Source organism: Mesorhizobium sp. B2-4-19, assembly GCF_006441315.1.
Taxonomy (GTDB): domain Bacteria; phylum Pseudomonadota; class Alphaproteobacteria; order Rhizobiales; family Rhizobiaceae; genus Mesorhizobium.
In genome coordinates, this window is sequence record NZ_VFUV01000002.1 from 241,265 (window position 1) to 262,142 (window position 20,878).

At 65.4% G+C, this 20,878-nt stretch carries 14 protein-coding genes; 8 read left to right on the forward strand and 6 right to left on the reverse strand.

Annotation, left to right across the window (positions count from 1 at the left end; translation table 11 throughout):
• The first annotated feature begins 106 nt into the window (after positions 1 to 106).
• Together FJ546_RS04425 and FJ546_RS04430 are read left to right on the forward strand one after the other, a co-directional pair.
• The gene (locus FJ546_RS04425; protein WP_140888246.1) at positions 107 to 1,588 is read left to right on the forward strand and encodes a DUF1800 family protein; all 1,482 of its coding nucleotides are present in this window, start codon (positions 107 to 109) and stop codon (positions 1,586 to 1,588) included.
• 46 nt (positions 1,589 to 1,634) lie between these two features.
• Entirely contained in the window at positions 1,635 to 2,915 is a 1,281-nt protein-coding gene (locus FJ546_RS04430) for a DUF1501 domain-containing protein (protein WP_140888247.1), read from the forward strand.
• A gap of 202 nt (positions 2,916 to 3,117) precedes the next feature.
• Here the strand turns inward: FJ546_RS04430 and FJ546_RS04435 are convergent, their stop codons facing one another.
• From FJ546_RS04435 to FJ546_RS04465, 6 genes are all read right to left on the reverse strand, one after another.
• Positions 3,118 to 6,525, reverse strand: a complete 3,408-nt coding sequence (locus tag FJ546_RS04435; RefSeq protein ID WP_140888248.1) for an acyl-[ACP]--phospholipid O-acyltransferase — start codon at positions 6,523 to 6,525, stop codon at positions 3,118 to 3,120.
• 267 nt (positions 6,526 to 6,792) lie between these two features.
• Complete coding sequence (locus FJ546_RS04440) at positions 6,793 to 8,382, reverse strand: indolepyruvate oxidoreductase subunit beta family protein (RefSeq protein WP_140888249.1); 1,590 nt, start codon at positions 8,380 to 8,382, stop codon at positions 6,793 to 6,795.
• On the reverse strand, positions 8,375 to 10,528 hold the full coding sequence (locus FJ546_RS04445; protein WP_140888250.1) for an indolepyruvate ferredoxin oxidoreductase subunit alpha: 2,154 nt from the start codon (positions 10,526 to 10,528) through the stop codon (positions 8,375 to 8,377). Before FJ546_RS04445 ends, FJ546_RS04440 begins: the two co-directional genes overlap by 8 nt.
• 41 nt (positions 10,529 to 10,569) lie before the next feature.
• On the reverse strand, positions 10,570 to 11,052 hold the full coding sequence (locus FJ546_RS04450; RefSeq protein WP_140888251.1) for a MarR family transcriptional regulator: 483 nt from the start codon (positions 11,050 to 11,052) through the stop codon (positions 10,570 to 10,572).
• Positions 11,052 to 12,623: an NAD(P)/FAD-dependent oxidoreductase gene (locus tag FJ546_RS04455; protein WP_140888252.1), complete on the reverse strand. Its 1,572-nt coding sequence runs from the start codon at positions 12,621 to 12,623 to the stop codon at positions 11,052 to 11,054. The genes FJ546_RS04450 and FJ546_RS04455 overlap by 1 nt, the downstream gene beginning before the upstream one ends.
• Positions 12,624 to 12,919: 296 nt before the next feature.
• Complete coding sequence (locus tag FJ546_RS04465) at positions 12,920 to 13,711, reverse strand: cyclase family protein (protein ID WP_140888253.1); 792 nt, start codon at positions 13,709 to 13,711, stop codon at positions 12,920 to 12,922.
• A gap of 120 nt (positions 13,712 to 13,831) precedes the next feature.
• On the opposite strand from FJ546_RS04465, the gene FJ546_RS04470 reads away from it, so the two are divergent.
• The 6 genes from FJ546_RS04470 (at position 13,832) to FJ546_RS04495 (ending at position 20,807) form a co-directional block, all read left to right on the forward strand.
• Entirely contained in the window at positions 13,832 to 15,406 is a 1,575-nt protein-coding gene (locus FJ546_RS04470; RefSeq protein ID WP_140888254.1) for an NAD(P)/FAD-dependent oxidoreductase, read from the forward strand.
• Positions 15,407 to 15,517: 111 nt separating this feature from the next.
• Positions 15,518 to 17,047: an ABC transporter substrate-binding protein gene (locus tag FJ546_RS04475; RefSeq protein ID WP_140888255.1), complete on the forward strand. Its 1,530-nt coding sequence runs from the start codon at positions 15,518 to 15,520 to the stop codon at positions 17,045 to 17,047.
• Between the two features lie 213 nt (positions 17,048 to 17,260).
• The gene (locus FJ546_RS04480) at positions 17,261 to 18,268 is read left to right on the forward strand and encodes an ABC transporter permease (protein WP_140888505.1); all 1,008 of its coding nucleotides are present in this window, start codon (positions 17,261 to 17,263) and stop codon (positions 18,266 to 18,268) included.
• Entirely contained in the window at positions 18,261 to 19,103 is an 843-nt protein-coding gene (locus FJ546_RS04485) for an ABC transporter permease (protein ID WP_140888256.1), read from the forward strand. The genes FJ546_RS04480 and FJ546_RS04485 overlap by 8 nt, the downstream gene beginning before the upstream one ends.
• A complete protein-coding gene (locus FJ546_RS04490) occupies positions 19,100 to 19,978 on the forward strand; it encodes an ABC transporter ATP-binding protein (protein ID WP_140888257.1) in 879 nt (292 codons plus the stop codon). The genes FJ546_RS04485 and FJ546_RS04490 overlap by 4 nt, the downstream gene beginning before the upstream one ends.
• Entirely contained in the window at positions 19,971 to 20,807 is an 837-nt protein-coding gene (locus FJ546_RS04495) for an ATP-binding cassette domain-containing protein (protein ID WP_140888258.1), read from the forward strand. Before FJ546_RS04490 ends, FJ546_RS04495 begins: the two co-directional genes overlap by 8 nt.
• Positions 20,808 to 20,878 lie beyond the last annotated feature (71 nt).

The following is a 20,878-nucleotide window of genomic DNA, read 5'->3' on the forward strand; positions in this document are numbered from 1 at the left end:
GGGTCGACAATATCGCCGGCCCCACGACCTCAGTTGAACAGGCACGAAACGGCTCGAACTGGCTTCCGGCGCGGTGCGCGGGAAGCCCCAGCAATGGAGAGCTGACTTGGCTATCCCGGCCTCCAATTCCCCGCCCGATCCAGTGCTCGTCGCTTTCAACCGCTTCGGGCTCGGGGCAAGGCCCGGCGACCGCGACAGGGTGGCCCACGACCCGCGCGGCTATCTGAAGGCGGAACTGCGGCAGGCCGACATTGCCATGATCTCGCTCGACGATCCGGCCTATGCGCGCCTGCCGGGCAGCACGCCGGCCATCCAGGCCAGCATGGCGGCAAACTTCCAACGCAAGCTCGACCGCGAGCGCATGGTCGCAGCAACGGCGCAGCCCACAATGGCGAGCGCCCCGGCCACGCCGGAACGGGGTGCGCCTGCCCAACCTGCTCCGCCGCCCGCGCCGCCGGCCAAACCCGCGCCGCCAATCGAGGCCACGCTGTTTCGCGCTGAAGCTCAGGCGCGCCTCGACAAGGCTTTTCGCGCCGAGGCAGGCTTCGTCGAACGCCTGGTGTATTTCTGGTCGAACCATTTCTGCGTCTCCGTGGCGAAGGACAACATCGTGCGGGCGAGCGCCGGCGCCTTCGAGCGGGAAGCCATCCGGCCCTTCGTGCTTGGCCGTTTCGCCGACATGCTGATGACGGTGGAGCGGCATCCGGCAATGCTGTTCTATCTCGACAACCAGCAATCGATCGGCCCTGACTCGCGCGCCGGCAAGAACCGCCGGCGCGGCCTCAACGAAAACCTCGCCCGCGAGATCATGGAACTGCACACGCTGGGCGTCGGCAGCGGCTATACCCAGGCCGACGTCACCAGTTTCGCACGCATCCTGACCGGCTGGACGATGGCCGGGCGCGAAGGCCGGCTCGGCGAGCCCGGCAGTTCCGTCTTCAACGCCAACGCACATGAGCCGGGCGATGCGGTGCTGCTGGGCAAGACCTATCCGGCCGGCGGCATGGGCCAGGCCGAGGCGGCGCTCAACGACATCGCGCGCCATCCGGCGACGGCGCAGCACATCGCCACGGAACTTGCCCGTCATTTCATAGCCGACGACCCGCCGCCCGCGGCTGTCGCGCGCCTGGCCAAGGTTTTCGCCAAGAGCGACGGCAGTCTCCGGGCATTGGCGGCGACCCTCATCGACATGCCGGAGGCCTGGTCGACGCCGCTGGCCAAGATGCGCTCGCCTTTCGACTATATCGCCGCCATCCGCCGGGCGGCAGGTCCGGGTCCGGCGAACGATCCCGGCCAGTCGCTCAATTGGCTCAATGCGCTGGGCGAGCCGCTCTGGCAACCGCCGGGGCCGAACGGTTTTTCCGACCAGGCGGACAGCTGGGCCTCGGCCGAAGGCATGAAGATCCGCCTCGACATCGCCTGGCAGGCGGCCCGCCAGGTCAAGGATATCGGCAATCCCAACGACATGCTCGACGCCGTCATCGGTCCCTCCGCCTCGCCGGAAACGCGGCAGGCGGTCGCCCGCGCCGAGTCCAAGCAGCAAGGCCTGGCGCTGCTCTTGATGGCGCCCGAATTCCAGAGACGATAGCGCGAGCGACAGGTCCGGCGCCGACAACTCCCATGGAGACCAAGTCATGAGCCTGCTTTGTGAAATCCCTCACCCTTCCCGCCGCGCCGTGCTGATGACCGGCGGCGCGCTGTTTGCCTGGGCCTATCTGCCCCGCTTCGCCCGCGCCGCCGATAATCGCGATCCGCGGCTGATCGTCATCGTGCTGCGCGGCGCGCTCGACGGCCTGTCGGCGGTCGGTCCGATCGGCGATCCCGATTATGCCGGCCTGCATGGCGACATCGCTTTGTCGCTCACCGGCCCGCACGCGGCATTGCCGCTCGATGGTTTCTTCGCGGTCAATCCGGCGATGCCGGTCTTCGCGCGGCTGTTCAAGGACAAGCAGGCGGCGGTCGTGCACGCGGCCGCGACCGGCTATCGCGAACGCTCGCATTTCGACGGCCAGGACGTGCTGGAAAGCGGCTTTGCCGGGCCGGGCCACGTCGCCACCGGATGGCTCAACCGGGCGCTGGAGAGCCTGCCGGCGGGCGACCGCGTGGCGACGCTTGGCGGGTTGGCCGTCGGACCATCGACGCCGCTGGTGATCCGCGGCGCGGCTCCCGTGCTCGGCTGGGCGCCGCAATCGCTGCCGGCGCCGGCCGGCGACCTCGCGGCGCGGGTTCTCGACCTCTACCAGCATCGCGATCCGGTGCTGGCGGTGTCCCTGCAAAAGGGCCTCGATGCCGACCGCATGGCGCTCGACGACCAGATCGGCGGCAACGCGATTAAGCCGAAGGATGGGGCGATTAAGCCGAAGGATGGGGCGATGAGGCCGAAGGGTGGTCTCGGCAGCGCCGCCGGGATGCGGCAGGCCGCACAAGGTGCGGCCAAGCTGATCGCGGCCGATGACGGGCCGCGTGTTGCGGCGCTTGCCTTCGATGGCTGGGACACGCATGTCAACGAAGGCGGCGCGACCGGGCGGCTCGCCACCTTGCTCGGCGGCCTCGACGGCGCCTTCGAGGAATTCGAGAAGGGTCTCGGCGAGCGCTGGAAGGACACGGCGATCGTCGCCGTCACCGAATTCGGGCGCACGGCGCAGATCAATGGCACGGTCGGAACCGATCATGGCACCGGCACGGTGGTGCTGCTCGCCGGCGGCGCGATCAAGGGCGGCAATGTCATCGCGGACTGGCCGGGATTGAAGCCGGCGCAACTCTACCAACAACGCGACCTCGCCCCGACCAGCGATGTCAGGGCGGTGCTGAAAGGCCTGCTCGCCGACCAGTTCGGCCTGTCCGCCGCCGTGCTCGGCGACAAGGTGTTTCCCGAGTCGGCGGCGGTGAAGCCGATGCGGGATCTCGTCGCTTGAAGTAGCACGATGGCGTCACGGGGGCGCTATCTTTGGGGAAGCGCCCGATCGTGTCCTCCATGGTTGCGTTCCCGAGGACAACATACCACTCGGCCGGCTGAATGCCGGGTGAGTGGTCCGATCACATATTCGTAAGCGGGCAGAGTGCTCGCCAAGCGACGCCGCGACTTTCAGCGCGGCGTCGTCGAGCATGTCGCCTCGATCAGGCGGCCTCGACCTTGGCGGCCGGCGCCTCCTGCCCCCGCACCAGTTTGGTCACGCCGGCGAAGTCGAGCTTGCCGGAGCCGAGCACCGGAACTTTCGGGACGACGCGCACTTCGGCGGGAACCATCAGGTCCATGGCGCCATTCGCCTTGGCGAAGGCCAGGAACTCGGCACGTGTGGCGCCGGGAGCCTCGGTGATGACAATGAGCTTCTCGCCCTTGCGCGCATCCGGCACGGAAGCGACCGCCGACAACGAGCCTTTCCACAATTCACCCGCCAGCGCCTCGACGGCGGCGAGGGAAATCATCTCGCCACCGATCTTGGCGAAACGCTTGGCGCGGCCGCGAATGGTGATGAAGCCGCCCTCGTCGACCGAGACGACATCGCCGGTGTCATGCCAGCCGTCGACCAGCGGTTCCAGCACACCCGGCTTCTCGGCGCGCAGATACCCCGACATGACATTTGGGCCGCGCACGTAGAGACGCCCGCCTTCATCCACGCCGGGTACCGAATCCAGGCGGTATTCCATGCCGGGCATGATTTTGCCGACGCTGCCGGACCTGTTGTACATCGGTGTGTTGATGGCGATCACCGGCGCCGCTTCGGTCACGCCGTAGCCCTCGAGGATACGCACCCCGAACTTCTCCATATAGGTCATGCGCGTCGCTGGCTTGACCGGTTCGGCGCCGGCAAAACAATAGCGTATCGAGCGGAAGTCGTAGGGGTGCGCTGTGCGGGCATAGCCGCTGAGGAACGTATCGGTGCCGAAGATGATCGTCGCGTTGGATGCGTAGATCAATTCCGGCACGATGCGGTAGTGCAGCGGCGACGGGTAGAAATAGACCGGCACGCCCGAGATCAACGGCAGCACCGTGCCGGCCGTCATGCCGAAGGAATGGAAGATTGGCAAAACGTTGAACACCTTGTCGCCCGAGTGGAAGTCGATGCGCGAGGCCGCCTGGGCGGCATTGGCCAGGATGTTGCGATGGGTGAGCACGACGCCCTTCGGCGTGCCTTCCGAGCCTGAGGTGAACAGGATTACCGCCGGGTCGTCAGGCTTGCGCGGCGCGCGCGGTGTCGACTTGCGCAACAGGCCAAGCAGCTTGTCCTTGAGACCGATGGTTGCACGCAGATCGTCGAGCCAGACGATGTCGACCGAGCGGCCGATCTCTTCGACCACGGCGCCAAGCTTGGCCTGTTCGACAAAGGCGCGGGACGTGAGCACGGTCTTCACTTCAGCGGCCTTGCAGGCGGAAAGGATGTTGGCGGCACCCGCGGTGAAGTTGATCATCGCCGGCACCTTGCCGGACGACATCACGCCGAGCAGCGTGGCGCACGAGCCGTTGGCGTTGGGCAGCATAATGCCGAGCGTCTGCTGATCGGTGTAAAGGTTCTGGAATTTCTCGCCGAGCACGGCGGCCGCTGTCAGCAGCTTGCCATAGCTCAGCGAGCCGGTGACCGGATCCTGCACGGCGAGCCGTTTCATGCCGCGTTCATTCGCCGTCAGGATGATCTTCTCCAGCACCGTCCTGTCAATGTCCTGGGTGCGGAAGACGAGATCCGACATGACCTGATAGAGTGCAGACCCCGCCGCGGCGCGGCGCTTGCGGCCCTTCAGTTCCGGCGGCACTTGCAGCTTGACCGGCTCCAGTATGGTGACCTTGACCTTCGGGAACAGGCGGCGGCGCACATGCTGCGACGTCAGCCGGGAGAACGGGCTTTTCTCCAGCCCGTCGATGCGGATCGGCACGACCATCGAGCCGGTCTTGTCCGCCACCATGGTGGCGCCATCATAGACCTTCATCAGCCCGCCGGTGACGGTGATGCGGCCTTCGGGGAAAATGACCAGCGGATCGCCGGCCTGCACGATCTTGATCAGCGTGCGGGTCGACATCGGCTTGGCCGGATTGAGCGGCAAGGCACGGGCGAACTTCATGAACGGCTTCATCCACCAGGCCTGGGCGATGGCGTGGTCGATGGCGAAGACCGGCTCCTCGTCGGTCAGCGTCAGCGCCAGCGGGCCGTCGAGGAAGCTGACATGATTGAGCGCCAGGATCGGCGCCTTGCCGGCCGCCTTGAGGTTCTCCATGCCCTCGACCTCCAGGCGCAGGAAGGCGCGGAACAGGATGGAGACGAAATCGCGGAAGGCGTTGGTCGGCAGGAATTTCAGCATCAGCCAGGCGGCGACGGCATTGGCCGCGGCCAGACCGAACAGGATGCCGCCGGTGGAGACTTTCGTCTGGATCGCGGCGACAAGGATGCCGCCGACGGTCATGAAGCCGGCATTGACGATGCTGACGGCAGCCACGACGCGGGCGCGGCGCGCCTCGGGCGACCAGGCCTGCACGGCGGCGAAGGTCGGCACCACGAGGAAGGCGCTGGCGATGGCCATGCCGGCGAGGTCGATCGCCACACGGATGGTGTTTGGCCCGGCAAAGAACAAGGCAAGGGTTTGCGCCTTCGGCGAAGGCTGCATGCTCCATATGGTCCAGGCCAAATGCAGGCCGAACAGCGCCAGCAGCGCCGTGCCGACCGGTGCGGGCAGAAGCACGATACGCCCCTGCGACATCCATGCGGCGATCGCCGAGCCGATGGCGATCGAGACGGCGAACACAGCGAGATAGACGGTGACGGCGATCTCGTTGCCGCCGAGCGAAGCCTTGATCAAGGTCGGCAGGATAGAAAGCACGATGGCGCCGATCAGCCAGAACCATGAGGTCATCAGGCCGGCGCGCCAGATCCGCGTGTCGGTCCGCAACTCGCTGACCTGGCGCCAGGTCGAGCGAAAGACGTTCCTGTCGATGACGAGGTCAGGTGCCGCGGAACCCGTGGGAGGAATGTAGCGGCTGACGAACCAGCAGCCGACGGCCAGGGCCATCATGATCGGCCCGAACACCATGACGCCGATGCCATCGGCCGACACGACGCCACCGGCGATGGTGCCGCCGAGGATGGCGGCAAACGTGGCCGACTCGATCCAGGCGTTGGCCTTGGGCAGTTCCTTGCGCTCGAGGTGATCGGGCAGGATGCCGTATTTGATCGGCCCGAACAGCGCCGAGATGATGCCGAACATCAGCAGCGCCGTCATCAGCACGGGAATAGACGACAGCGCGATGCCGGCGACGGAGACACCCGCGGCGGCGATCTCGGCGAATTTGAGCCGGCGCGCGATCAGCGCCTTGTCGAAGCGGTCGGCGATCTCGCCGCCAAGGGCGGACAAGAGCAGAAAAGGCGCCATGAAGACGGCGCCCGCCAAAGTGACCAGCGAGGCCGCCTGGTCGGCGGCCAGCGTGAAAAGAATCAGGAACACCAGCGTGTTCTTGAGGAAGTTGTCGTTGAAGGCGGACAGGAACTGCGTCCAGAACAGAGGCGCAAAGCGCCGGGACAACATCAGATGCGTGTTCATGGCGATTTCCATTTGGCGGAACCCTGCGGCTATTCGCCGGAGGTCCTGCGGGTTGCAGGCGCTATTTCAAGCTCAGTGATAGTCATGAGCTGGTTAAACTTCCTTACAGTGCCCGATGTCCATATCGTGGCTTTCGGTCCGCCAGAAATGAACGTCGTTCATAGACGCACACTATCACATCTTGAACATTGTTCAAGCGAAAAATGAACGGCGTTCATTGCGCTTGGAAACGGAGCCGGAACCGCTGACGTCTCTGGTATCTCGGGGTTAGGGCGCCGAGGTTGCCGGACCTGGCCCGAGCGTCGCCACTGTCTTCAGCGCGCCGTCGAGCATGTCGCCCTTTTCGTCCTTCAGCGCCGCCTCGCGCAGGCGGCGGATCCAGTCGGCGGCATCGTCGCGGCCCTTGAGCATGGCAAGCGCCGACAGCACGCGGTCGAATTTGGACTGAGCGCGAACATGGGTGTCGCTGTAGCCCTTGATCAGCCGGCGGCAGTTGAGGATTTCGACGGCGAGCGCATAGTCCTGGGGCACATGGGCGAGCGCCAGCGCGTACCAGCGATCGAGATGCGCGGTCTCGACCTTGTGCCTTAGCAGGCCGCGGCGCCAGCGGCGCAGGCCGCCGATGAACCAGAGTGCCGCAAAGCCGGCAAAGCTGTCGGTGCGGATGCGGCGGCCATGGTTGATGCGGCGGTCGAGGAAAGCGGCAAGCTTCGGCCGGCTCTCGATATAGCTGCCCAGCCCCGCCGGCATCGTGCCGCAGAACTCCTCGATGCGCGGATGAAAATATTCGGTGACCTGCAGGATCGAACCGTCGTTGGCGCCGACTTCCTTGCGCACCCGTTTGTCACGGGTCGAGCGCGTCTTCAGGTCGGCGACGCGGATCATGTCGTCATAGCACAGCGCGTTGGCGAGGTGCTTGGCGGCGGCGATGGACAGCGCATGGGCATGGTCGGCGCGGTCCAGTGCGACGGCCTTGTCCAGCAGGTCGAGATACTCGCCGCCATAGGCGATGTCCTGGTAGTCGACGACCTTCCTCAGACCCCGCAATGCCATGTCGCGCACCGCCACGGGCATCAGGTCGATGCGGGCGCCGAGCGCCTGCCAGCCTTGCAGCAGGTTTTGCGGGCCGCTCACGCGCCCTGTGCCCAGGGCGGATTCGACAATGGCCGGCCCTGCCGGCCTCGGCGCCGGTGCGGCCGTGCCGCGCGCCCGGTCATAGGCGACGCCGAAGGCGGCGAGGCTGGCCTTGACGCCACGGCCGCCGGCACCGATCGCCTGCTCGTAGCTTTCGCGCGTGAAGGGCAGTGCGTCCGAGCCCGCCAGCGCGCCAAGCAGGCTGGCGGAGATCATCGAGCCGTTGTCGGCGGCGATCTTTTCCATGTCGAAGGCGATGAAGCGCTTCGATGCGGCTTCCGCCGTCGCATGCACCTTGGCAGATGAGGCCCGGCCGTCGCCCGGCTCGATCTTCTCCGATACCGCGGCTATGCGGTGCGAAGAGGCTATCAGCGTGGTGCGCTCCGGCGTGACGAAACCACGGATGATGGCACGGCCGGCTTCCATCAGCTCGGCGGCGATCAATATGTCGACATCGCCTTGCGAGGGCGACAGCGCTAAGACCGGCAGCCGGCCGGTGTCACGGGCCATTTCGACGTAGTAGATGGTGGCGCCGGTGCGCTGCGCGACGCCGGCGACCGAGGTCGATTGCGCGACATAGCCATTGCGCTCGGCAACATCGGTGATCCAGTCGGCCAGCACGCCGCCGCCCTGGCCGCCGACCGCCAGCACGGCCAGCTTGATGACGCGCTCGTCGTCCTGTTCGCTGGTCTTGGCGCGGAATGGGGGAACAGCGTCAAGCATCGGCGAAGGTCAGGCGCCGGCTTTCGCGGCGGCGTTGCAATAGGCTGATGGTGGCGCGGCGCGCGCTTTCCAGGAAGCGGTCCCAGCGGCTCGGATTGTGCACGACATCGGCGCGGTAGAAGGACGGGCAGAGCACGGCGGCATCGGCGACCTCGCCGCAATTGCCGCAGCCGACGCAGTTCTGGTCGATCGATGCCACCGGATCATCGCGCAGCGGATCGTCGAGCGACTTCACCGACAGTGACGGGCAGCCCGACAACCGCATGCAGGCGTGGTCGCCGGTGCAAATGTCCTCGTCGACACCGAATTTCGGTTTGATCACGCGCTCGCCGCCCTTGATCGCCTTGTCGACCAGCGGCTTTTCGCGGCGCTGGCGGTTCAGCATGCATTCTGACGAGGCGACGATGACCTTCGGCCCCTTCTCCTCCGTCGTCAGTGCCTCGCGCAACGTGTCCTGCATCTTGCCGACATCGTAGGTGCGGTCGACATGGCGCAGCCATTTGACGCCCATGCCCTTCACCGCCTCGGTGATCGGATGTTTTGTCGACTTGGTCTTGTTGCCGGCGCGGGATGACAGGATGTCCTGCCCGCCGGTGGCGGCCGAGTAGAAATTGTCGACGATAACGATGACGCCGTCATTCTTGTTGAACACGGCATTGCCGATCGAGGAGGTCAGGCCGTTGTGCCAGAAGCCACCATCGCCGACGAAGGAGATCGAGCGGCGCTTGGCGTCGGGCGAGTTGAACGCCGACGCCGAGGCCGGGCCGAGACCATAGCCCATGGTGGTGGCGCCGAGTTCGAAGGGCGGCATGATCGAAAACAGGTGGCAGCCGATATCGGAGGCGATGTGGTGTTTGCCGAGTTCCTGCTCGACCAGCTTTGTCGCGGCGAAGATCGGCCGCTCCGGACAGCCGATACAGAAGCCCGGCGGACGGCCTGGCACGACATTGATCAGGTCCGCGGTGTCGACGCCGTCGCCGACCTTGTTGGGCGCGCGCACTTCACCGGGCAGCAGATGCGGCGCCTCGGCGCGCAGGAAGGCACCGATGCCGTCAAGCATGACCTGGCCGGTATATTCGCCGGCCATCGGCAGATATTCCTTGCCGACCAGCCTGGAGCCACGCCCGGCCTTGTGCAGCATCGCCGCGAAGGCCTGTTCGATGTAGTTTGGCTGGCCCTCCTCGACGACCAGCACCGCCTGCTTGCCCTCGCAGAAAGACAGGAACTCGTCGTCGATCAAGGGATAGACGGCGTTGAGCACGTAGAGCGGCACGTCCGTCTCGCCATAGGTGTCGGCAAGGCCGAGACGCTGCAAGGCGCGGATGACGGAATTGTACATGCCGCCCTGCATGATGATACCGACCGAGCCGTGATCCGAACCGAAGAATTCGTTGATCCTGTTCTTGCGGATGAAATCGACGGCGGCCGGCCAGCGCTTCGCCACCTTCTCCTTCTCATGCAGGAAGGAGGCGGGCGGAAGCACGATGCGGCCGGTGTCGCGGCGCGGTGCTTCCAGTGCATCGGCGACCGTCATCGGCGGGCGCTTGTTGTCCTTGGCGGTGAAATGGCCGTGAACGTGGCAGCAGCGGATGCGCACCTGCAGCATGACCGGCGTGTTGGAGGCTTCCGACAGCTCGAATCCGTCCTCCACCGCCTTGACGATCGACGGCAGGTTGGGGCGTGGATCGAGCAGCCAGACCTGGCTCTTCATGGCGAAGGCATGGCTGCGCTCCTGCATGATCGAGGAGCCCTCGCCATAGTCCTCGCCGACGATGATCAGCGCGCCGCCGGTGACGCCGCCCGACGCCAGATTGGCGAGCGCATCGGAGGCGACATTCGTGCCGACGGTCGATTTGAAGGTCGCGGCACCGCGGATGGGATAATGCACCGAGGCGGCGAGCATGGCGGTGGCGGTGGCTTCGGAAGCACTCGCCTCGAAATGCACGCCGAGTTCGCCCAGAATGTCCTGCGCGTCGGCCAGCACATCCATCAGATGGCTGATCGGCGCGCCCTGGTAGCCGCCGACATAGCCGACGCCGCATTGCAGCAGCGCCTTGGTGATGGCGAGGATGCCCTCGCCGGCAAACTCCTCGCCGGCACCGAGCCTGAGTTTCTCGACTTCCTTGGCGAAAGACCGTTCGGCCATCTCTGCCTCCTTCCGTTGCCGCCGCGAACCGGCGCGTACGTCTAGATGTCGTGCTTGCGAATGTTCTTGAGCATCTTCAAAAGCGTGGCGATGAGTGCCGCATATTCAGCGTCGTCGATATCGTCGAACATCGCCTCGAACGCGTCATGCATGGCCGGCCAGGCGCGGGTGAACTCGGCGCGGCCCTCATCGGTCAGGAAGACATGGCGGATGCGGCTGTCGGTGACGCCCTGCTCGCGCCGCACGAAGCCTTGCCCCTCCAGCGTGTCCAGCGTGCGGCTCAAGGTCGACTGCTCGATCACCGTATAGACCGAGAGGTCGTTGACGGTGACGCCATCGGTGACCGACAGCACGGCCAGCGTGCGCACCTGCGAGATCGTCAGACCCTGCCTGCGGAAATCATCGCGCAAGGTGGCGTTGTAGCGGCCCATGATGCGGTTCATCAGATAGGGCGCGAATTGCTGCAGGCCGATCTGGCCGAGCGTCGAAATGCGCTGGCGCTTTTCCGCCACCTTCTGTTCCATCACAGCCTCCCCGCCAGGAGAAAGCCGGAACCGCCGCCGAGACCCGCGCCCGGATGGGTCGAGGCGCCGATATGATAAAGCCCCTTTATGCCGGTCTGGTGGTTGCGGCTGGTCTTGAACGGCCGCCACAGGAAGGACTGGTCGATGGTCGAGGATCCGCCATAGGGATCGCCGCCGACCAGATTGATGTTCATCGCCTCGAGATCGGCTGGCGAATAGGCTCGGCGCGCAATCACGCTGTCCTTGAAGCCATCGATGTGGCTGGCGAGGATCGCTTCAGCGCGGTCGGCATAGGCCTCGCGCAATGCGTCGGTCCATTGCCCATCAGCCAGGGCCTGCAGCTTACCGGCGGCATCGCCCTTGATGTGGCGCGGCGCCTCTGGCAGTTGCAGCCAGAGGATGGCCTTGCCTTGCGGGCAGCGCGACGGGTCGAGCGCGTGCGGCTGGCCGACGCAGATGGTCGGCACTTCCGGCAGCAAGCCGCGCACCGCCTCGTTACAGGCTTTCGATACGCCATCCAGGCCTGGCGTCAGATGCAGCAGCGCCACCTTGTCCAGGCCTTCGCCGCGCCATGCCGGCGGCTTGTCGAGGGCGTAGTGGATCTGGAAGTTGCCTTTGCCGTAGCGGTATTTCCGCGTTGCCTCGATATCGGCTTTGGGCGCCTCGCTGCCTAGCAGCCGGCCATAAAGCTGCGTCGGCGTCACCGAGCAGATGATGCTCTTCTTCGCATGGACCGTTTCGCCCGAGGCCAACCGCACACCGGTGGCGCGCCCACCAGCCAGGATGATGGAGGCGACGTCCGCTTCGGTGGAGATGACGCCGCCGCGCTCGATGATCAATGCCTCGAAGGCCGACAGCAGGTTCTTTGCCCCGCCCTTGACGATCGGGGCGCCTGCGGCTTCGAGCGCGAAGGCGATTACCTTGGCGATCTGGCCGGAGAAGGCATCTTCCGGCCCCAGCCCGGCATGCAGCACCCAGGGCGCCCAAAGCGCGCGGATGGTTTCGGACTGGTAGGTGCTTTCCAGCCAGCCGCGTGCCGGCGCCAGCGCCTCGCCGAGAAAGGCGGCAAGGCCGCGCGGGCCGCGCCGCCAAGCATCGCCGGCCAAAAGCTTGGCCGTCGGATAGGACCAAAGACTGCCGCCGAGCAGGCCGAACAGCAGGCCGGCATTGCGTTCGATGCCGCCGACATCGTCGGCGTGCCGGTCGCCGTCACCCGCCGCGATAGCATTGAATGCGGCGACGTTGGCGGCGCGGTCGGTGCTCAGCACCGCATGGCTGCCGTCCGGCCGCAGCACGCCGGTCGGCGCGTCGGTGTGGCAGAACTCCAGCCCGTGCCGGGCGAGGTCGCCGCCCAATGCCGCAAAAGCCGGCGAGGTGATGAACAGCACGAAGGTCGTCGCCATCACGTCATGGACGAAGCCGGGCGCGGTGATCTCCTCGGTGCGCATGCAGCCGCCGATGCGGTCGTTGCGTTCGAGGACGAGCACCTTGGCACCCTTGCCGCCAAGCATCGCCGCGCAGACCAGCGCGTTGATGCCACTGCCGACGATGATGTGATCGGGCGCTTTCATTGAGGGCTCGCAGACGGCAGGCGGTGGAGTTCAATCGCGTGGAATTGCGCTCTACGGCGCCCCCCTCTGTCCTGCCGGACATCTCCCCCTCGAGCGGGGAGATTAGCAGTTCCAGCGCCCTGCTCATTTCCGCAAAGTTGGAGATTGGCGAAAGCCGTTGTTACGGCCAATCTCCCCCCTTGAGGGGGAGATGTCCGGCAGGACAGAGGGGGGTGAGCGCCAGCGCTGCAAGGCTGCCACCCGTAACCCATCTTCACTCTATCGCCAACCTGCATGATCTTCTCCCGAAGATCTCCTTACTGCCCCGAGACCAGCGCCAGCGCGCGGATCGGGCTGCCGGTGCCGTGCTCGATCTTGAGCGGTGCCGCGATCAGGATGGCGCCCTTCGGCGGCAGCTGGTCTAGGTTGCACAGGCTGGCGAGGCCGTAACGGTTGGCCTTGTGCATCAGCGTGTGCGCCGGGAATGGCGGCTCCATGCCGCCGGCCTTGCCGGCATCGGTGCCGATCGTCTCCGAGCCCCAGCCCTTGATGTCCTTGGCTATCAGATACTGGATGGCCTCAGCCGTCGGGCCGGGCGTATGCGGGCCGGTCTCGTTGGCATTGAGGAACTCGGCTTCCGAACCATTGCGCTTGTACCAGTCGGTGCGCATCACCACCCACTCGCCGGCGTTGATGACCCCGTGCTTGGCTTCCCACGCCTTGATGTAGTCGACCGTGAGCAGGAAATCGTGGTCGGCTGCGGCTTCCTTGGAGCAGTCGATGACATTGACCGGGCCGACAAAGTTCTGCGCCGGAATGGTGTCGGTGGCGCCGTCCGGATAGTCCTTGCCGGTGATCCAATGCTGCGGCGCATCGAAATGCGTGCCGGAATGCTCGCCGAGCTTCAGCCAGTTCCACGCCCACCAAGGGCCGTTCTTGTCATAGCGGGAGATCGAATGGATCTCGACCTTGGGCGTGTCGACAGCGAGTTCCGGCGGCAGCTTGATCAGCGGTGTGTCCGGCCCGAGCTGCGCCGAGAGGTCAACCACCTTGATGGCGCCTGACAGCAGCCGGCCGGCGACTTCGCCGAGGAGTTTTTGGGTGTCCATGGTCTTCTGTTCCCTCTTTGACAGTGATGATCAAGGCTCGTCTCGGCCCTTAATATCCTACTAGACGAAAACATATGCATCTGCAATTATCTTTAAGCATAAAGGAAATGGGAACGGGGCGTGAGCGAGTTCGACGCCATCTTTGTCGGGGCGGGCCACAACAGTCTGGCATGCGCCGCGCATCTGGCGCTCAAAGGCTGGAAAACCGGGATTTTCGAGCGCAATTCCACGATTGGCGGCGCCGTCCAGACCCGCGAATTCACTCTTCCTGGCTTCCGCCATGATTTCGGCGCGATGAATCTGAGCCTCTTTGCCGGCTCTGCCTTCCACCGGAAATATGCAAATGAATTGAAAGTGCAGGGCCTGGAATTCGCCCCGGTCGCCGACTGTTTCGCCAGCGCCTTTCCGGACGGACGCTGGTTCGGCGTCAGCAACGACCTGGAAAAGACCGCCACGCGCATGGCCGCTTTCTCCACCGCCGATGCCGCCACATGGCGCAGGCTGGTTGCCGCCTTCCCGGGGGAGGCCGAACATCTGTTCCGGCTGCTGGGTTCGCCGATGAGCGCCCGCGCGCTGGCCGGCTCGGCGTGGAAGCTGTGGCGCAAGAAGGGCATATCCGGCGCGCTCGACACGGGAAGGCTGTTGCTGTCCTCACCCCGCGCGTGGCTGGAGGAAACTTTCGAGTCGCCCCATGTGAGGGCGACGCTCGCCACCTGGGGCATGCATCTCGACTTCGCCCCCGATATCGCCGGCGGTGCGGTGTTCCCCTATCTGGAATCGATGGCCAACCAGAGCTTCGGCATGGTGCTGGGCAAGGGCGGCGGCGACACCATCATCCGGGCGCTGGCCGGCATGGTGACGTCCGCCGGCGGCAAGATCGTCACCGGCGCGGACGTGGCCGAGATCACCGTTTCCGCCGGCAAGGCGACCGGTGTTAGGCTCGCTTCCGGTGAGACCCACACAGCCACCAAGGCCATCATCGCCGGCGTCGCGCCAAAGGCGCTGACCGGCACGCTGCTGCCCGGCGGTTCCGGCAATGCCGGCTTCGACACGGCGATGAGAAAGTTTCGGTATGCGCCGGGCACGATGATGATCCACCTGGCGCTTGACGACCTGCCGGACTGGCGAGCCGGGTCTGAGTTGCGGCAGTTCGCCTATGTTCATCTGTCGCCCTCGCTCGACGCCATGTCGCGCACCTATCAGCAGGCAATGGCCGGCATGCTGCCGGACGAACCGGTGCTGGTCGTCGGCCAGCCAACCGCGATCGATCCCTCACGCGCGCCGCAGGGCAAGCATGTGCTGTGGGTGCAGGTGCGCATGCTGCCTGCCGAGATAACAGGCGATGCTGCCGGCAAGATTGCGCCCGCGCATTGGGACCAGGTCAAGGACGCCTATGCCGAGCGCGTGCTCGACATCATCGAGGCCTATGCGCCCGGCCTGCGGAGCAAAATCCTCGGCCGGTCCGTGTTCTCGCCCATCGACCTCGAGCGCGAGAACCCGAACCTGGTCGGCGGCGACCAGGTCTGCGGCAGCCACCATCTGGCGCAGAACTTCTTGTTCCGCCCGGCGCGCGGCTATGCCGGCTGGAACACGCCGGTCGGCAATCTGCATCTGACGGGAGCCGCGACATGGCCGGGTGCCGGCACCGGTGCGGCCTCGGGTTTCATGCTCGCGCAACAGCTTGGCGGGAGGTAGGCTCCGACGATTTTATCGAGGTGACGAGAGGCAAGGCGCTGCTGCCCACGAAGCCTGAATCAATGAACGGATAGTGCCGCGCTAAGACAATAACCAACAAGGGGAACGACCATGAAAATCAACAGACGCGAATTGCTGGGATACAGTGCCGCGGCACTCGGCGTGGCCGCGGTTGGCCTGCCGAAAATAGCCAAGGCGGCGGCCGGCGAACTGACCATCGCCTACAATGTCAACCTGCCGTCCTGGGATCCGACAACCGGACCCTCGGCCGTCAACCCGACGATCCAGGGCCTCTACCAGTCGGTGTTCGACCAGTTCATCCCGCAAAAGCCCGACCTGTCCTTCGCGCCCGGCCTGCTCACCGAATGGGGCTGGAACGACGACCGCACCAAGGTGATGATGACGGTGCGCGAGGGCGTGAAATGGCATGACGGCTCACCCTTCACGCCCGAGGACGTCGTCTGGTCGCTGCAGCGCGCGGGCGACGAAAAGACCGGCAACCCGATCCAGTTCGTCTGGAAGAACGTCAGCAATTTCAAGATCGACGGCAACAAGATCACGGGCGACGTTGTGCAATTCGATCCGGTCTATTTCAAATGGATGTCGTTCCTGACCGGCTATATCCTGCCGAAGGCCTATTACGAGAAGGTCGGCGCCGAAGGCTTCGAGAAGGCGCCGATCGGCACCGGCCCCTACATGGTGGAAAAGTTCGAGCGCAACGCCTTCCTGCGGCTGAAGGCCAATCCGAATTACTGGGGCGGCAAGCCGGCTTTCGAGAATGTGACGATCAAGTTCGTCACCGACGCCGCGAGCCGCGTCGCCGAGATCGAATCCGGCTCGTCGCAGGTGACGCTCGAAATTCCCTACGAAGAATATGACCGCCTGATCGCCAAGGACGGACTTGCCGGCTCGATCAAGAATGTCTCCGACATCGGCATGATCTTCTTCAACAACAAGGACGCTATGCTCGACAAGAATGTCCGCCAGGCAGCCGTCATGGCCGTGGACAAGGAGCTTCTGGTCAAGCGGCTGCTGCGTGGCTACGGCCAGCCGATCGACACGCTGGAGACGCCGGAATACGCGGCCTACGATCCGTCGATCAAGGTCGAGCACAATCAGGAAAAGGCCAAGGAATTGCTCGCCGCCTCCGGCTATTCGACCAAGAAGCCGGCGAAGTTCACCATCCAGACCACCAAGGGCTTCAAGCCCAAGGATTACGAGATGGTGCAGGCGATCGTCGGCATGTGGCGCAAGGTGGGCATCGAGGCCGAGATCGAGGTCTACGAGATCGCCAAGCACTATGAACTGCGCGCCGCTCACAAGCTGGCGCCGGCGGCCTTCTACAACTGGGGCAATTCCATCGGCGATCCGACCACCTCGACCGGTTTCGCCATGTTTGGACCCTCGCCGCACTCGTCCTGGAAGACCGACGACCTCGATGCCAAGATCGGCCCGCTCTGGGGCGAGAAGGATGAGGCCAAGCGCATCGCCGGCTGGAAAGCGGTCGACAAGTACATTGCCGAAGAGGCCTATGTGCTGCCGCTCATCCAGTACGCACAGCCGATCGTGCACTCGAAGAAGGTCAATGTCGTGCAGCACATTTCCGGCGCGCTGCTGCCGGCCCTGATGACCCCGGCCTGAGACTTACGAAAGGCACGCTGTCAGGACGGCGGGTCTTCTCCAACTTACACAGGCCTCCTCATCCGGCCGCTTCGCGGCCAGCTTCTCCCGGCGGGGAGAAGAGACGGGCTCAGCCTTCCGCGACCTCTTCTCCCTTCGGGGAGAAGGGTGGCCGCGAAGCGGCCGGATGAGGGGCCGTTCGTTCCACCCGAAACGCACTGGGCTTACGCCGGCATGCTCCTGCAACGATTTCTGATCCGTCTTCTGACGATGCTGAGCACGCTGTTCGGCGTGGCCGTCGTCGTCTTTGTCGTGATCCGCGTCGCGCCCGGCGATCCGATCGCCATGATGCTGCCGCCCGGCGCGACGGATGACGATATCGCCCGGCTGCGGGCACTCTACGGTCTCGACAAGACCATCGTGCAGCAATTCTTCATCTGGCTGTCCGGCGTTGTCCGGGGCGATTTCGGCACCTCGATTTCGCTGCGGCAGGACGTGCTCGGCCTCGTCTTCAACCGGCTGCCGGCGACGCTGGAACTGGCCATCGTCGCGCTGATCATGGCGGTGGTGATCGGCGGCACGACGGCCGTTCTCGGCGCGCGCGAGCGCGGCACGGCGGTGGAGGCTGGCATCGACATCGCCAGCGGGGCGGCACTTTCCATTCCCGATTTCCTGTGGGGCCTGGTGCTGATCCTGTTGTTCGGCGTGCTGGTGCCGATCTTCGACATTTCCGGCCGCGTGTCGCCGCAGCTCGACCTGCCCTTCGTCACCCAGTTCTATTTCTTCGAGAGCTTGCTGCGGCTGCGCTTCGACCTGACCTGGGACCTGTTGAAGCACATGCTGATGCCGGCAGTGGCGCTGGCGCTGCCGCTGGCGGCGATCATATCGCAGTTGCTGAAACAATCGCTGAAGGAAGTGCTCGACCTCGACTATGTCGTGCTGGCGCGGGTCAAAGGGTTTTCGGAAACGCAGGTCATCCTGCGAGAGGCGCTGAAGAATGCCGCCCTGCCGACGCTGACACTGGTCGGCGTGCAGTTCTCCTTCCTGATCGGCGGCACGGTCATCGTCGAACGGCTGTTCTCCTATGAAGGCCTCGGCAACATGGCGATCGACGCCGTCATCAACCGCGACCTGCCGCTGATCCAGGGCATCGTGCTCGTCTTCGCGCTGCTGTTCGTGTTGATCAACCTCGTGGTCGACATGATGTACGCCCTGCTCAATCCGAGGCTGCGCCATGGATAAGGCCTCAAGACGCGGACTGGGTCCCAGGCTATGGCTCGCCGGCGGCTGGCTGCTGCTGGCGCTGCTGGCGGCGATCTTCGCGCCGCTGGTAGCGCCGCAGGACCCGCTGGCGCAGGATTTGATGCTGGAGCGGCTGCCGCCCTTCTGGCTTGATGGTGCCGAGCCCGGCTATTGGCTGGGCACAGACAGCCTCGGCCGCGATCTTTTGTCCCGGCTGATCTTCGGCGGCCGTATCGCCTTCATCGTCGCTTTCGCGGCGGCCATCGCCGCCTGCCTCGTCGGCTCGACGCTCGGGCTGATCGCAGGCTATTTCGGCGGCTGGGCCGACCGCATCATCTCGCGCATCGTCGATATCTGGATGGCGTTTCCGCCGGTGCTGTTCGCCATCCTGCTGGTGGCTGTGCTGGGCACCGGCCTCAGCTCCGTCATCCTGGCGATTGCCATCATCGACTGGACGCGCTTCTGCCGGGTGATCCGCGCCGAGGCGATGGGCCAGTCGCGCATGGACTATGTCGAGAATGCCCGCATCGCCGGCTATGGCCGCATCGGCATCATGCTGCGCGAAGTGCTGCCCAATGTGGTGCCGTCGATCGTCGCGCTGCTGTCGCTCGAGATGGGCATCGCCGTCATCGTCGAGGCGATCCTGTCCTTCGTCAATCTGTCGATCTCGACCGATGACCCGACCTGGGGCGGCATCATTGCCGAGGGCCGGCTGTCGATCCACCAGGCCTGGTGGGTGCTGGTGTTTCCGCTGATCACGCTGATCCTCACCGTGCTGTCGTTCAGCCAGTTCGGCGAAGCGCTGAAGGCGCGTTTCGACCCGGTGCTGCGATGAGCGCCTGTCTCGACATCGCCAATCTCAGCGCCGTGCTGCCGAACGGCCAGCGCGTGCTGCGCTCGGTGTCGCTTTCCGTCCAGCCCGGCGAGGTGCGCGCGCTCGTCGGCGAGAGCGGCGCCGGCAAGACGATGATCGGCAAGGCGGTGCTCGGCGTGTTGCCGTCAAGCGTGCGCGTCGTCGAAGGCGACATGCTGCTCGAGGGCGAAGACCTCGGCAGGCTTCAGCCCAAGGCACGGCGCACGCTGATCGGCGCCCGCACGGCGCTGATCCCGCAGGACCCGCTGACCGCGCTCAATCCGTCGCGCCGCATCGGCCCGCAGATGACCGACCGGCTGGTGCGCATTCTCGGCTGGAGCGGCGAGAAGGCCGACACGCGCACCCGGCAGTTGCTGGACGAGGTGCAGATCCGCGACCCCGCGCGCGTGCTGAAGAGCTATCCGCATGAGCTCTCCGGCGGCATGCGCCAGCGCGTGCTGATCGCCGCCGCCTTCGCAGCCGAACCCCGGCTGATCGTCGCCGATGAGCCGACCACGGCGCTCGACGTCACCGTTCAGAAGCAGATCCTGCGCTTGATCGCCGCGTTGCAGCGCGAGCACGGCACGGCGATCCTGTTCGTCACCCACGATCTCGGCGTCGTCGCCAAGATCAGCCAGAAGGTCTCGGTGCTTTATGCCGGCAAGGTGGTGGAGGAAGCCGATACGGCGGCGCTCTTCGCCGCCCCGCAGCACGCCTATACGCGGGCGCTGATGGCGGCGACGCCGCGCTACACCGATCCATATGCTTCATTGAAACCGGTGGACGAGGTGGTGCTGGCTGGGCTTGCCGCCGAGATCGCAGCAGCAGACCTGGCGTGGAGGCGGCCGCATGGTTGAGCCGCTGTTTTCAGTACGCGGGCTGAAGGTCGCCTTGCCCGACATGACGCGCAAGCCGCTGATCGGCCGTGCGCCTTTGGCTGAAATCCTGAAAGGGCTCGACTTCGACTTGCCGAAGGGCTCTGTGACCGGCATCGTCGGCGAGTCCGGGTCCGGCAAGTCGACGCTTGGCCGCGCCTTGGTCAGGCTGCTGGAGCCGAGCGCCGGCAGCGTCAGCTTCGACGGCCGCGACATCACGCATCTGCCGGAAGCGGAGTTGCGGCCGTTGCGCCGCAACCTGCAGATGATCTTCCAGGATCCGATGTCGTCGCTCAATCCGCGCCGCACCATCGCCAGCATCATCGCCGCGCCGCTCAAGCAGAACGGCCTTGGCGACAGGCTCAAGGAACGTGTCGCCGAGGCGCTGCAGCGGGTTGGGTTGCCGCAGAGCTTTGCCAGCCGCTACCGCCACGAACTGTCGGGCGGCCAGCGCCAGCGTGTCGGCATTGCCCGCGCGCTCGCGCTGTCGCCGAAATTCGTGCTGGCCGACGAGATCGTCTCCGGCCTCGACGTGTCGACGCAGGCGCAGATCCTGACCCTGCTGGAGAAGCTGGCGGCGGAGATGGGCCTGACCGTCGCCTTCATCAGCCACGACCTGTCGGTCATCCGGCGGCTGTGCCGGCAAGTCATCGTCATGCGCGAAGGCATGATTGTCGAAGCCAGCGCCACCGAAGCCTTGTTCGACAATCCCAGGCAGGCCTACACGCGCGACCTCATCGCAGCCATTCCGCTGCCCGAAATCGACGCCGGCTGGCTGGACATTCCGGCCGCCGCCAAGGCCCCGACATGAATGCATACGCATGCCGAAAAGCGGGGTTCGGACATGCGACCGCAAAGACCCAGATCCCGCCAATGGAGAGG